This is a genomic window from Algoriphagus sp. 4150, from assembly GCF_031457395.1.
In the GTDB taxonomy this organism is placed as follows: domain Bacteria; phylum Bacteroidota; class Bacteroidia; order Cytophagales; family Cyclobacteriaceae; genus Algoriphagus.
Window position 1 is genome coordinate 153,642 of record NZ_JAVDWS010000006.1, and the last position, 13,349, is coordinate 166,990.

Below are 13,349 nucleotides of genomic sequence, written 5' to 3' on the forward strand. Positions count from 1 at the left end.
AGAAAAAAAATGAATAATTGCTGACCAAAATCACAAAAAGGCATAAAAAAACGCACCTGCCTGATGACAAGTGCGTTTGGTATCTGAAGATCAAAACTGATTACTTCGCTGCTTCTTCTTGAAGATGCTGCTTGTAAGCCGCTTTGATTACTTGTGCTCTTCTTACTACGGAAGGCTTAGTGAAAGCTTGTCTCGCACGAAGTTCACGGACTGCACCAGTCTTGTCAAACTTCTTTTTGAAACGCTTTAGCGCTTTCTCGATTGATTCGTTTTCTTTAACGTTAACTATGATCATATCTATACACCCCCTTTCGTGGCTGCAAAGGTATAGAATAAATAATACGGAAACAAGGTATCTATAAATACCCTAGGGGAATTACTTGAATTCCTTCAAGGATTCGTCAAAAATAGTAAATCAACAAAATTCAAAAAAACACTCAATGAAGGGCTTTGCCCGTTGGATTTTTAAAACTGATTTCCTCCTTCACTAAGCGCTGGAAAAGCAATTCGTACACGAAATACTCCGTTCACCTAATTTTTAATTTGTTTTCATCCAAGTTATCAACTGATTGAATTTCAATTCGAACGAAGATGATTAACATCAAGAATACAATCCCAATTTTTTGCTTGGTATTCAGTCTCGGCGCCTTTTCCTGCTCGAATAAGAGGTCGGCTGAAATATCCCCGGCAATTTCGCAGGGAATTATGAATCAATTCAAATTCGATCAAATTGGGGTCCAGCCGGGAGAGAAGCTCCCAAATTTGGAAGTCTGGAGTATTTCAGGAAAAGCCCAATCCCTCAGCGAGATCACTGCAAACACGAAACAAACTGTCCTGATTACCGGAAGCTATACCTGCGATAAAACCCGTTCCAACCTAAACGCCATAGACAGCCTCTCCAAAATCTACGATGAACACATCGCCTTCTATCTAGTAAATACAATAGAGGCACATCCAATCGATACCCAAAGCCCTTACTCGGGTGAACAAGAACCTTGGCTGGCAGAGGACAATCTGGAAGCAGGAATTGAAGCTCCTCAACCCAACACGATGGGCGAACGGATGGACTTGGCTGAGCGATGGCAATCCGAACAGGAAATAGAAATTCCCATAATTCTGGATGGCCCTGAAAACGGATTCTGGATACAGGCAGGGCAGGGGCCAAACACAATTATGGTACTATCGCAGGAAGGAGAGGTTGTCTACAAACAACCTTGGTTTGATGCCGGGGAACTGGGAAGTTTTTTAGAAGAGTCTAACTATTGAATCGAAAAATCAGATCATGCCTGTATCTAGTCAGATATTGAGAACAAATATTCAAACTAAATATTTACCTATTTTAAATATTTACCTATTTTCGTCAAAATATACCGTTTATAAAAACCTCAAAGAAAGGGTTTGCTATTACCAAATGATATCTATAGTTTGAACTAAGCTAGCTTTTTAATTATTTTTTATCTTATAACAAATTAATCATGAAAAAAATGATGATTTTAACCCTTGCCTTACTGGGTATGGTCTTGGGTAGTTTTGTGTCGATCTCTTGTAAGAGGTCAACTGAAGGAAATGCCCTACCTTCTCTAGTTCAGCTTACTGTTGTTGACTCAACTTTAATTAACGAATCTGACTTCTTCATGAATGGACAGTTTCATGTACAACTTATCGGAGACAGCCTAATCGGGGTTTCCTCCTATAAATCTCCCTCAGTAGGATTTTATCATATTTCCGGAAAACAACGAAAAAGAATTGCCTCAGGAGATTATCCTATAGGCTCTTTTTTACCTTCCTATTTTGATGCCCCTGAATACCCTATCGTCTATATTCTGGACAAGAAAAGTGAATCTATATTAGTTTTCAATGTCGAGAAGCAAGAATTCCTCGAAAAAATAAAGCTGGATTTACCCGAAGGAAAGGAAATTAGAATCTTAGGTTCAAAATTTAAAAAGCTTAAAACAGGGTTTTTGATAGAACTAGCTTCTTCACTCCACGATAATCTTCATCCTGATTACTATAGAGAAAGCGGAGAGCTAATCTATTTATTCGGAGAAAACGGTAAAGTAAAAGAAAATCCTTTTTTAGAATATCCAAATGAAATCAAAGTAATTGGAGGCTCTTTAAAGGCTATTAATTATCTCTCTTTTACCTCAGACAATCAATCTCTATTGTTTTCCTTTCCCCATGAAAAAATAATAAGAAGGTTTGACATCAATACCTTTGGAAAGGCTTTGGAGGAAATCCCGCTCCCAACCAGTAGGTATTTCGACTATCAACTGACTGGATCAGAAGGGATAGTAACCTTTGAGGACGGCCTTGGTGGCATGGCGGGGGCTAAGAAAATAAATATTCCAACTAATCATTATTTCACCAATATTTCAGAAACTGCTACAAGAATTATTATCCAGACCTGGCTTATTGGTGATGAGAGTGAAGGATTGAACCGTACTTCACACCTGATGGTTTACGATAAAGAAGAAGAAAAATGGTCCGAAACCTCCAATCCACTAAATATTCTGGACATCGGTATGCTTGCCGGGGTGGCGAATGACACACTCTATTTCTATGAAGGAAGCCTAATGAAGCAAGACGAAAAATACATCAAACGGGCCGTGCTTAAACCTATTGAAGAATAAGAATTGATTAAAAAGCTTTTCCAAAGTTCCGAACTTTGGAAAAGCTTATCCCTATATAAGACAAAAGGTCTCCAATTCACATAGGAGACCTTTTTATATGTATTGAATGAAATTGCTTATGCGACTACTTTCTCAGCCAGCAGTACAATCACATTGTCTTTTACTTCCACTACTCCGCCATCCACGATCATGGATTGCTTGCCTTCGGGTGTAGTAAAGGATACTGTACCCTTTGCCAAAGCCGACACGATAGGAGCGTGATTGTTCAGCACCTGAAATGATCCATTGGCACCGGGAAAACTGGCCTCGGATACTTCACCCTGAAATACTTTTTTGTCCGGTGTGACGATTTCTAAATGCATATGCTCAATTTCTATTTAGTTGTTGAAGGTTAAAGTCTTTTCATTGAATTGAAATGCCCCAGTTATGGTTGACTAAACATTTAACCCTTAACTTTTAACCTCTTTAACAATAATCCTTAACCAAATTACCTTACTTCAGCCAACAACTTCTCTCCCTTGGCAATAGCATCTTCGATGCTGCCGACCAAGTTGAACGCTGCCTCAGGAAGGTGATCCAACTCACCGTCCATGATCATGTTGAAGCCTTTGATGGTATCTTTGATATCAACCAACACACCTTTAAGTCCTGTAAACTGCTCGGCTACGTGGAATGGCTGGGAAAGAAAACGCTGCACACGTCTTGCTCTGTGAACGACTTGCTTATCCTCTTCAGAAAGTTCTTCCATACCCAAGATCGCAATGATATCCTGCAATTCTTTGTAACGCTGAAGAATCTCTTTCACACGCTGCGCACAACCGTAGTGCTCTTCACCCAAAATATCAGGAGAAAGAATACGGGATGTAGAGTCCAAAGGATCCACTGCCGGATAGATACCTAGTTCGGCGATCTTTCTTGACAATACAGTAGTAGCATCCAAGTGAGCGAAAGTCGTCGCCGGAGCCGGATCAGTCAAATCATCCGCAGGTACGTAAACTGCCTGTACAGAAGTAATGGAACCGTTTTTGGTAGAAGTAATACGTTCCTGCATGGTTCCCATCTCTGTAGCCAGAGTTGGCTGGTAACCTACCGCAGAAGGCATACGTCCAAGAAGTGCGGACACTTCAGAACCAGCCTGGGTGAATCGGAAGATATTGTCGATAAAGAATAGGATATCCTTACCTGCGCCATCACCTTCGCCATCTCTATAATATTCCGCCAAAGTCAAACCTGTCAAAGCCACACGTGCACGTGCCCCCGGAGGCTCGTTCATCTGACCGAAAACAAAGGTTGCTTTAGAGTCTTCCAGTTTTTTCAAATCAACTTTAGAAAGATCCCATCCACCTTCTTCTTCAAGGCTATGGACGAAGTCGTCACCGTAAGTCACGATACCGGACTCGATCATTTCTCTCAACAAGTCATTTCCTTCTCTTGTTCTTTCACCTACACCTGCAAATACAGACAGACCGGCATATGCTTTCGCAATATTGTTGATCAATTCCTGAATCAATACAGTTTTACCTACACCTGCACCACCGAACAACCCGATCTTACCGCCTTTTGCGTAAGGCTCGATCAAGTCAATTACTTTGATCCCTGTAAACAATACTTCGGTAGCAGTAGAAAGATCCTCAAAACGTGGAGCAGATCTGTGAATAGGCAATCTCTTTCCTGCAGGAACTTGAGGCAAGCCATCGATAGCTTCTCCGACCACATTGAAAAGACGGCCTTTGATCCCCTCACCTGTAGGAACTGAAATAGGAAGACCTAAGTCTCTTACTTCCATGCCACGGACCATCCCTTCAGAAGAGTCCATTGCGATAGTTCTCACTCGATCTTCACCCAGATGCTGTTGAACTTCCATTACGACCACTTGGCCATTTTCTTTGGTAACTTCTACCGCGTCAAGGATATTTGGCAGCTTACCGCCTTCAAAGGAAACGTCCACTACGGGCCCGATCACTTGAGTTATCTTTCCAATATTTGCCATTTGATAATTGAAATGTAAAAAGGATATGCTTTTTGAATTCGACCGCAAAATTAAGCAGAAAAGACTAATACCAAAGGATATTTGGGAAATTAATATCCTAAGCTTCAATTTTTAATACCTTCTAAGTAGAGCTTGTTGAAAAACCGAAGCGATGAGCAAAGCTTCGTATGGGTAATTTGCCAGAAAACCTCAAAATGCGTCTCCTTTGGTAAAAAATCCAGCCCTTGAAAACTGAGCTTCCTAACCGAAACTATTCAGCCCTTCCTGTTTATCCGGAAATCATCGAAGAAAATTCCGAATTTCAATTTATCGAATTGGCTCTAACTCAATTAAAACTTTCATCTTCTATTGACTTAGTCAAGTTATTAAGAAAAAAAAATATATTTGAGTTCATAATTTTAACAAACTAACTAAATGAAAAAGATAATCTTAAGTTTACTACTTGTAAACTGTTCATTTTTTGCATTCGCTCAGGATTTCCCAAAACCTGAATTTAAAAATCAGCCTATGCTATTATCCGATGGGGAGCTGTCAAAACTGGAAGTACAAACTGCCGAAATAAAAGTCAAAGTAAAAGGTTTGGGATATGGAGGTTCGCAGCAGGAGATTTCCGTGCCTGGCGGCAAATCACCGGTAGTAACACCCCAAGAACCATCTTTTGTTATTTGGGTAGATGAAGGGGTGGATCCGGAATCACTGATTGTCCTAACAAAAACCGAGTTCAGCAGCAAGAAAAGAAACATTCCTATGCTTAAAATTAGTGCACTTGCCGGATTTGGGGCGCGGGGAAAATCAATGTCCGATAAATATCATGTCAATTTTGATATTGAAAAAGTGGAAGCGGGCGTGTATAAAATCACTCCATCAGGACCATTGGAAACAAACATGGAATATGCTTTCTACGCTCCTACAGAAACAAACGCTCAACAAATCAAAATCTACCTATTTGGAGTACGTCAGTGATTAAGTAAGTCTCCTAATTACAGTAACTAGTAATAGCCACCTATTTATAGATGAATGAGATTCATCTATAAATAGGTGGCTATTCGTTTTTCTATCATCGGTTATTGCTTAGCCAAAAGCAACTCCTGTCCTTCCTGCAAGCAGGACTTTTGTAAGGATAATCCTCCACATGTTACTTACTTTTTATTTTGATCAGCTTTTGTAGCAACCCTAATAATTAAGACTAACAAAGTAATGCTGCTCCCAACCAAATTTAGGGAGCTTCTTACTCAGAGTTTACCATTCCTGTAAATGAAATAATCATCCATAATTCTCACCCTTTTTTATTTGGATTCAATCCAGTTAAGCGTACATTTGCACAGTATTTGAAATCAATCTAAATAATGATAAAGCGCTTTTTCCCCCTTATACTTGTAGTAGTTGCAATCTTTACCGCATGCTCCCCGTCATCAAAACAGGAGGACTCTACAGAGCAGCGAAAAATCATAACCGCAGGAGGCACAGTAACTGAAATAGTAAATGAACTCGGTCACGGGGATGAAATCATTGCAACGGATCTCACCTCTACTTTTCCTGAAAGCATGAAGGACCTCCCTTCCATAGGCTACAGAAATCAAATAAAAGCTGAGGGAATTCTAGCTTTGGGGCCCGACCTTGTACTTATAGAAGAAGGATACCTCAATCCTGATGTAGTGACGCAACTAAAAGCAGCAAAGGTTTCTATCGAAGTTTTCACCAAGCCCACTACTGTGGCAGGTTCCAAGAAGCTGGTATCTGAAATAGCTGCATTTTTTGATGAAGAAGAAAAAGGAAAAGAAATCAATGCGGCAATCGATGCTGATATAGCCCAGCTCAAGACCTATTTGGATACTCAGGAATCCAAACCAAATGCTGTTTTTTTAATGGCAAGAGGTCCTGAAACAGTATTTATTGCGGGTGACAATACATTTACAACAGAAATGTTTGAGTTGGCAAAAATCGAAAGAGCAGCAACCGGCTTTGACGAATTTGCCCCAATGACCCCTGAATCATTGGTGTCCATGAATCCGGAATACTTGGTGTTTTTTGAATCAGGAATTCAAAGTGTAGGTGGAAAAGATGGCTTGGCGGCGATACAGGGCATAGATCAGACCACCGCTTTCAAAGAGGGACATATCGTCTCACTTGACGGCCAATACCTTTCCGGTTTTGGGCCAAGAGTGGGAAAAGCAGCATTGGACTTAGCTAAAGCAGTTCGCGAATAATTCATGATCACCGCATTGAACCATAATAAGATCCAAAGTCAAAACCTTACCTTAATCGGTTTTGGTTTTGTGTTGGTTTCGGTGGTACTTGCCTCTCTCTCTTTAGGAGCTTTTAGCATTCCTTTACCCCAGACCTTTGCAATCTTATTTGACCTAATCGGTATAAAAACGGGAACCTTTGAAGTCCAACAAGCAAACGTTCTCCTACAAATCCGTGCCCCAAGGGTTTTGATGACCCTGCTAGTAGGTGGTGGATTGGGGATCGCCGGAGCAGCACTTCAAGGCATGTTCCGAAATCCTCTTGTAGAACCCGGGTTGATCGGTGTAAGTACAGGATCCGCATTATTTGCTGTGATTTTTATGGTTTTGATTCCGGCAGCACCTGCTTCATTGGCTTGGATAAAAATGCTCGGGTTGCCTTTATTTGCTTTTGTTGGAGGCTTAATCTGCATGGTCTCAGTCTATCAGCTCTCAAAATCCCAAGGGAAAACGGATGGAGCGACTTTGATATTGGCAGGTGTAGCAATCAACGCTTTGGCAGCAGCCTTAATCGGTTTGGTGCTGTTCTTTGCAGATGACTCGGCACTGCGAAGTTTTACTTTCTGGAGCCTTGGGGATACGGGAGGAGCCACATGGGCCAAAATCCCGGTGACACTGACCCTTATCGCTGTGCCTTCCCTTCTGGTATTGTTCAATTCCAGACAACTAAATGCTCTAGCACTAGGAGAGCACGAAGCATTTCATATGGGAGTGAATGTGCAGCAGGTTAAATCCCGTCTACTTATTTGCAGCGCATTGATCGTGGGAGTAGGAGTATCTATGGTCGGGATGATTGGCTTTGTGGGATTAGTAGTGCCACACTTAATTCGGATTCTATTTGGTGCAGATCACAGGCTGGTACTTCCGGGATCATTTCTTCTAGGGGCCATCCTATTGAATTTTGCCGATCTTATTGCAAGAGTGATCGTAATTCCTGCCGAAATGCCAATAGGAGTAATCACTGCACTCATCGGCGCTCCCTTCTTTATCTGGCTTATTTTCAACCTGAATAAATCCAAAAAATAATGCTTCAAGCCTCCAGAGTACATTTTTGTATCAAGCAACGGCCTATAGTAGATGAGGTCAGCCTAGAATTGAATTCAGGAGAAATTTTGGCAGTATTGGGCCCAAACGGTGCCGGAAAATCAACTTTTTTCAAAATCCTCTCCGGAGAAATCCAGTGTAAGCATGGATCTGTAGCCTATAACGGCCACAACATATGCGGCCTAAAAGCAGGTGAACTTGCAGCAGTAAGAGCAGTGATGCCGCAGCATACGCAGGTCAATTTTCCATTTACCGCACAGGAAGTCGTGGAACTGGGTCTTATCAGCACAAAAGTCAAGCAGCCTTCTGCCTTAATTCAGGAAGTCTTGGAGGCTACCAACACTGCTCATTTGAAAGATCAGGTTTTCAACCACCTTTCCGGGGGAGAAAAGCAGCGGGTGCAACTCGCGAGAGTTTTGGTACAAATCTGGGAGACTAAACCCTTCCCTAGATACTTACTGCTCGACGAACCGACTTCAAGCTTGGATATAGCACAGCAGCATGCCGTCCTGAAAATCCTTCAAACGCTGAAATCAAGAAATATAGGGATTTTGGTGATTCTCCACGAATTGAATCTCGCAGCTCAATATGCCGACAAAATTGCATTGCTGAAAAACGGCATGATCGCAAAAGCAGGAACAGTAGAAGAAGTGCTCGAAGAGAAAATTCTCGAATACGTCTTTGATCATCCCATTCATCTAATTAAAAACCCTGTCACCGGGGGAGTGCTCATATCCTCCGCTGCACAGACTCATACATCAGTACCAACATTTAAACAAGCCTAACCATGGAAACTATCCAAGAATCCGCACAATCCCTGAAGCAAGCATGGGACAATCTGAAAGAATCTGAACCGCAACTTAGAATCCGTGATGCTGCTGCCAAACTCGGTGTGACGGAAGCACAACTTTTAGCTACCGGTATCGGTGCCAACGTGATCCGTTTGACAGAAAATTTTACGGAACAGTTAGAAGAATTCCCAAAGCTAGGCCGCGTGATGTCCTTGACCAGAAGTGAGGGATGTGTATTGGAGCATAAAGGCCCCTTTCAGAAAATCGAAATGCATCAAGCCGGCCCGCACAAGATCGCGACTGTAATCGGCCCAATCGAACAAAGAGTATTTTTCGCAGGTTGGAAATTCGGTTTTGCAGTGACTACTGAGACTCCAAGAGGCACGATGAAGAGCTTGCAGTATTTCGACAAAGCAGGTGAAGCTGTAATGAAAGTCTATCTGCAGGAGAAGTCAAATGGAGATGCTTACGAAGAACTGGTAAAAAACAACACCGCCGCTGATCAATCTGCCGAATTGGAACTGGAGGCATTCCCTACGCCGGAATACACTTCAAAAGCCAAATTGGACTTTGAAGGATTCACTCAGGACTGGGAGAACATGAAGGATACGCATGACTTCTTCGGCATGCTGCGCAAATACAAACTCAACAGACAAGACGCTGTAAAATGGATCGGTGAGAAGTGGGCTTATGAAGTGGACAGACTTGCTGCGCGGAAAATTGTAGAGACTGCCGCAGCGACAAAGCTTCCAATTATGATTTTTGCGGGAAATAAAGGAAACATCCAAATCCACCAAGGCAAAGTGCAGACTGTCCGTCAGATGGGAGATTGGCTAAATGTCCTCGATCCGGATTTCAACATGCACTTGAATGAAAATGTAGTGGATAAAGCCTATGTGGTCCACAAAAACACGGAAGATGGTTTGGTATCGGCAGTCGAGCTTTTCGACAAAACCGGTGAAATGGTAGCTCAATTCTTCGGATTGAGAAAACCCGGACTCCCACAGAAACCGGAGTGGAAAGCATTGGTGGATAGCCTTTAATTAATTATCGGACGGGAGTTTTCGGCTCCCGTCAATTCAAAAAATTTTATGCATATGCATAGATTTAATCTAAATAAACACTTCACCCTGCTTTTCCTACTGCTGGCGGCAATGCCGCTTGTCCTTCAGGCGCAAACTGTGCTGAATGGAAAAGTAGTGGATGCGCAGGGAAATGCAGTTCCTCATGCTACTGTATGGCTGGCTGGCCTCGCAGGTGAAGTTGCGGATGAGCAAGGCAAATTTTCACTTGCAAAACTCCCTAAAGACGGTCAAATCAAGATCTCTGCGGTAGGATTTGAAACCATCGTAGCAAACTGGCCCGCAGGAGAAACCACGGCGACCTTTTCGCTGACAGCAGCAATTTCGGATTTGGAAACAGTGGTGGTGACCGGGAGTTTTGAGCCACAATCAGCCAAGCAATCGGTTTATCAAGTCCGTACGATCAGTTCTGAAGTCATCCAAAACCGTGCTCCAAGCAATATTCAGGAAGTACTGAACACAGAATTGGGAATACGCTTTTCTCAGGACAATGCACTCGGTTCAAGCAACTTGGAACTCCTGGGAATGTCTGGGCAAAACGTGAAAATCCTGATCGACGGAATTCCTATGGTCGGTCGGCAGGGAACATCCAATGAGATCAACATCAATCAGATAGATATCAACCGCATAGAGAGGGTAGAAATCGTGGAGGGTCCGATGTCAGTGGTGTATGGCGCTGATGCTTTGGCTGGGGTGATAAATATTATTACCAAGTCAGATAACCCTGAAAAATTCAATGTAAAAGCCAGAATTCAAGAAGAATCCGTGGGCAACGAGTACAGTGCATTTGATGGGAAAGGCACACATATCAGAAGTGTGACGGGAAGCTATCGCTTAAAAAACTGGGACTTTGGAGCCTCTTTCTCCCAGAATAATTTCGGCGGATGGAAAGGCGAAAAAACAGGAAGAGATTACGAATGGCTCCCAAAAGAGCAGAATTTCTTTAACCTAAAAACAGGTTGGGGAAGCAAATCCTTAAACTTGGAATATCAGCTGGATTTTTTGGATGAGACTGTATTCGCTTATGGTCCCGAGGCTAGGTTAGAAATCCTTGATCAGGAATTCATCACTTCCCGTTGGATGCATAGACTCAGCGGAAGATGGGATACCAATTCCAAATTTGGCTTGATATGGCAAGGAGCATTTACGGACTACAGCAGAGAAAGCCAGACTTGGGTGAGCAATGTCCGAACAGGAGAACATTATCAATCCCAAGCTCCCGGAGCAAATACCACCATTGACTACAAAGGTTTCAGCTGGAGAATGATCGGGGACTGGAAGATCGCTGACAGCTTCAAACTGCAACCCGGAATAGACCTGAATACTGAGACTGGCTCCGGAGAAAGAATTGAAGAAAATGAAGGCATTCAAGACTATGCAGTCTTCCTCTCAGGAGAATGGACACCTTTCAACGCAATCAAGATAAAGCCGGGAATTCGCAAAAACTGGAATTCTGCCTATGATGCTCCTGCTTTGATTCCTTCGTTGAATACCAAGTTTGTGCTGAATGAAAATCTGGATTTAAGATTGGCGTACGCCAATGGCTTCAGGGCTCCGTCAATCCGTGAACTTTATTTCAACTTCTTTGACGCAAGTCACAGCATCACGGGCAATCCTGACTTGAAAGCGGAGACCTCAAATAGCTTCAACGGCTCCCTAGACTGGAAAGCGCAAATCAATCCAAGTTGGAAGATTTCAACGGTTTTGGGGGCTTTTTACAATGACGTAAAAGACCGAATCGCATACGGCCAGGATCCTAGCAATATTCAAGTCACCACGCTCTTCAATGTAGAACGGTACAAGACAACCGGTTTTACGCTGAACCATACGGAGTCCTTCAAAAATCTCTCTGCCAATGTGGGATTCTCATACATCGGCAGATACAATCTCCTTTCTGAAGAACAGACCATAGTGCCGGAAATGAGCTGGACACCTGAAGTAAATACAAATCTGACCTATCAGTTTTTACCATGGAAAACCACAGCGACACTTTACTATAAATGGACAGGCGCACTGCCCGGATACGAAACGGTCGCTGACTCAAACGGCAATCCCTCTGCCAGAGAAATCATGCTTGACGGATATCACTGGATGGACATTTCTTTCAAAAAAGACATTGGCGGGCATCTATCAGTAAATGCCGGTGCCAGAAATATGCTGGATGTAAAACAGATCAGCAGTACCTCTAGCGGTGGTGACGCCCATGGTACAGGGCCACAAAGACCGGTTGGCTACGGAAGATCATATTTCCTAGGGCTCACCTATCAACTAAACAAGTAACTAATTCTCTAATCTAAATACAAAAAACAAATATAAACACATGAAACAGTATCGTTTTCTCTCCCTTGCGGCACTTATTGCCGGCGTGACAGTCTTCTCTTCTTGCAGTGACGATGATAAACCGGCTCCGGTGGTGACACCTCCTACAGAATCCGGTGTTATCGAAGTAAATGGTGGCGGAGCCACTTATCCAAATACCGCTTACATCCAGTTCCGAACAGGCACTCAGACGGCAGTAGCCAGAGAATCATGGGATCTTGCCTTCGCTACGGGATCTGACTTCAAAGTCTTGATCAACGGCACCACAGGAGCTATGGCTTCTGCTACCGGAAAAACTGATATCAATGCAGTTTCCGCTGCGGATATGAACGCTGCTGATTCTGCGGCTTTGGTTTTAAGTTTTGCTAATTTGGTGGGGATTCTTCATGTAGACGATGCTGTGGCACCACTGTCCAAGCCTGCAATCGCTGCCGTCAGTTCTACTGAAAGTAGCAATGAAGTCTATATTCTTTCGAGAGGTGCTAGTGCAGTCGATGCCAAACCATTTAAGAAAATCAGAATCATTAGAAACGGAGAAGGCTATACGCTACAGCATGCGGATGCAGATGCGACTACCTTTACCTCTGTAGATATTGCGAAGATCAACGAATTGAATTTCGTTTATTTCAGCTTTGATAATGGTATAGTGGACGTAGAGCCCGGTAAAGCAGCGTGGGATATCTCATGGACTGCCGGAACATCTTCTACCCCATATCCACAAGCTACCAATGGAACTTTAGCTTATTTCTATCAAGACCTAATTTTCCATAATATTTACGGCGGCACTGGGGCAACGGAAATATTGGAAGAGGATATTGCCTATGAAGCTTTCACCGAAGGTGATGCTTTGGGGCTTACCTTCAACACCACAGATAGACTAACTATTGGTTCCAATTGGAGAGTGACACAACCATCACCAGGAGAAATCAAACAAGACCGATATTACATAATAAAAGATGCTGAAGACAATATCTACAAAGTAAGATTCCTATCTCTTACCAAAGACGGTGAAAGAGGAAGACCAAGCTTAGAATTCGAGCTTGTATCAGGTGGGCAATAACAATTATTAGGTTCAATATTTCGGAAAGGCCAGGGATAGCGAAAGCTGTTCTTGGTTTTTTTTTAAACCACTGAGTTCACAGAGGGTGACACAGAGGGCACAAACTATACTGCTATCCTACTTCTCCGGAAGCTGGGGTTTTCCCAATTATTTTTTTAGCCGCGAAGACCACAAAGAATACTCAAAA

At 42.8% G+C, this 13,349-nt stretch carries 12 protein-coding genes; 9 read left to right on the forward strand and 3 right to left on the reverse strand.

Annotated elements, in window-relative coordinates:
- Nucleotides 1-100: 100 nt before the first annotated feature.
- Nucleotides 101-295 carry a 30S ribosomal protein S21 gene (gene rpsU, locus J2X69_RS10810; RefSeq protein WP_091692504.1) on the reverse strand — a complete coding sequence of 65 codons (195 nt, stop codon included), beginning with the start codon at nucleotides 293-295 and terminating at the stop codon, nucleotides 101-103.
- Nucleotides 296-705: 410 nt separating this feature from the next.
- Between rpsU and J2X69_RS10815 the strand changes: the two genes are divergently transcribed.
- Both J2X69_RS10815 and J2X69_RS10820 read left to right on the forward strand, forming a co-directional pair.
- Nucleotides 706-1,266, forward strand: a complete 561-nt coding sequence (locus J2X69_RS10815) for a deiodinase-like protein (RefSeq protein ID WP_310102896.1) — start codon at nucleotides 706-708, stop codon at nucleotides 1,264-1,266.
- Between the two features lie 218 nt (nucleotides 1,267-1,484).
- Nucleotides 1,485-2,630: a hypothetical protein gene (locus tag J2X69_RS10820; protein WP_310102899.1), complete on the forward strand. Its 1,146-nt coding sequence runs from the start codon at nucleotides 1,485-1,487 to the stop codon at nucleotides 2,628-2,630.
- 116 nt (nucleotides 2,631-2,746) lie between these two features.
- Here the strand turns inward: J2X69_RS10820 and atpC are convergent, their stop codons facing one another.
- Nucleotides 2,747-2,992 carry an ATP synthase F1 subunit epsilon gene (gene atpC, locus J2X69_RS10825; protein ID WP_057936785.1) on the reverse strand — a complete coding sequence of 82 codons (246 nt, stop codon included), beginning with the start codon at nucleotides 2,990-2,992 and terminating at the stop codon, nucleotides 2,747-2,749.
- Nucleotides 2,993-3,117: 125 nt separating this feature from the next.
- Nucleotides 3,118-4,620 carry a F0F1 ATP synthase subunit beta gene (atpD, locus tag J2X69_RS10830; RefSeq protein ID WP_310102912.1) on the reverse strand — a complete coding sequence of 501 codons (1,503 nt, stop codon included), beginning with the start codon at nucleotides 4,618-4,620 and terminating at the stop codon, nucleotides 3,118-3,120.
- A gap of 414 nt (nucleotides 4,621-5,034) precedes the next feature.
- On the opposite strand from atpD, the gene J2X69_RS10835 reads away from it, so the two are divergent.
- The 7 genes from J2X69_RS10835 to J2X69_RS10865 all read left to right on the forward strand — a co-directional run bounded on the left by J2X69_RS10835 (nucleotide 5,035) and on the right by J2X69_RS10865 (nucleotide 13,162).
- Nucleotides 5,035-5,583 carry a hypothetical protein gene (locus J2X69_RS10835; protein ID WP_310102915.1) on the forward strand — a complete coding sequence of 183 codons (549 nt, stop codon included), beginning with the start codon at nucleotides 5,035-5,037 and terminating at the stop codon, nucleotides 5,581-5,583.
- Between the two features lie 383 nt (nucleotides 5,584-5,966).
- Complete coding sequence (locus tag J2X69_RS10840; protein WP_310102918.1) at nucleotides 5,967-6,827, forward strand: ABC transporter substrate-binding protein; 861 nt, start codon at nucleotides 5,967-5,969, stop codon at nucleotides 6,825-6,827.
- A gap of 3 nt (nucleotides 6,828-6,830) precedes the next feature.
- The gene (locus J2X69_RS10845) at nucleotides 6,831-7,892 is read left to right on the forward strand and encodes an iron ABC transporter permease (RefSeq protein ID WP_310102921.1); all 1,062 of its coding nucleotides are present in this window, start codon (nucleotides 6,831-6,833) and stop codon (nucleotides 7,890-7,892) included.
- Nucleotides 7,892-8,695, forward strand: coding sequence for a heme ABC transporter ATP-binding protein (locus J2X69_RS10850; RefSeq protein WP_310102924.1), 804 nt, complete (start codon nucleotides 7,892-7,894; stop codon nucleotides 8,693-8,695). Before J2X69_RS10845 ends, J2X69_RS10850 begins: the two co-directional genes overlap by 1 nt.
- A 2-nt stretch (nucleotides 8,696-8,697) precedes the next feature.
- On the forward strand, nucleotides 8,698-9,744 hold the full coding sequence (locus J2X69_RS10855; RefSeq protein WP_310102927.1) for a ChuX/HutX family heme-like substrate-binding protein: 1,047 nt from the start codon (nucleotides 8,698-8,700) through the stop codon (nucleotides 9,742-9,744).
- 54 nt (nucleotides 9,745-9,798) lie between these two features.
- A complete protein-coding gene (locus J2X69_RS10860; RefSeq protein ID WP_310102930.1) occupies nucleotides 9,799-12,063 on the forward strand; it encodes a TonB-dependent receptor in 2,265 nt (754 codons plus the stop codon).
- Between the two features lie 40 nt (nucleotides 12,064-12,103).
- Nucleotides 12,104-13,162, forward strand: coding sequence for an HmuY family protein (locus J2X69_RS10865; protein WP_310102933.1), 1,059 nt, complete (start codon nucleotides 12,104-12,106; stop codon nucleotides 13,160-13,162).
- Nucleotides 13,163-13,349 lie beyond the last annotated feature (187 nt).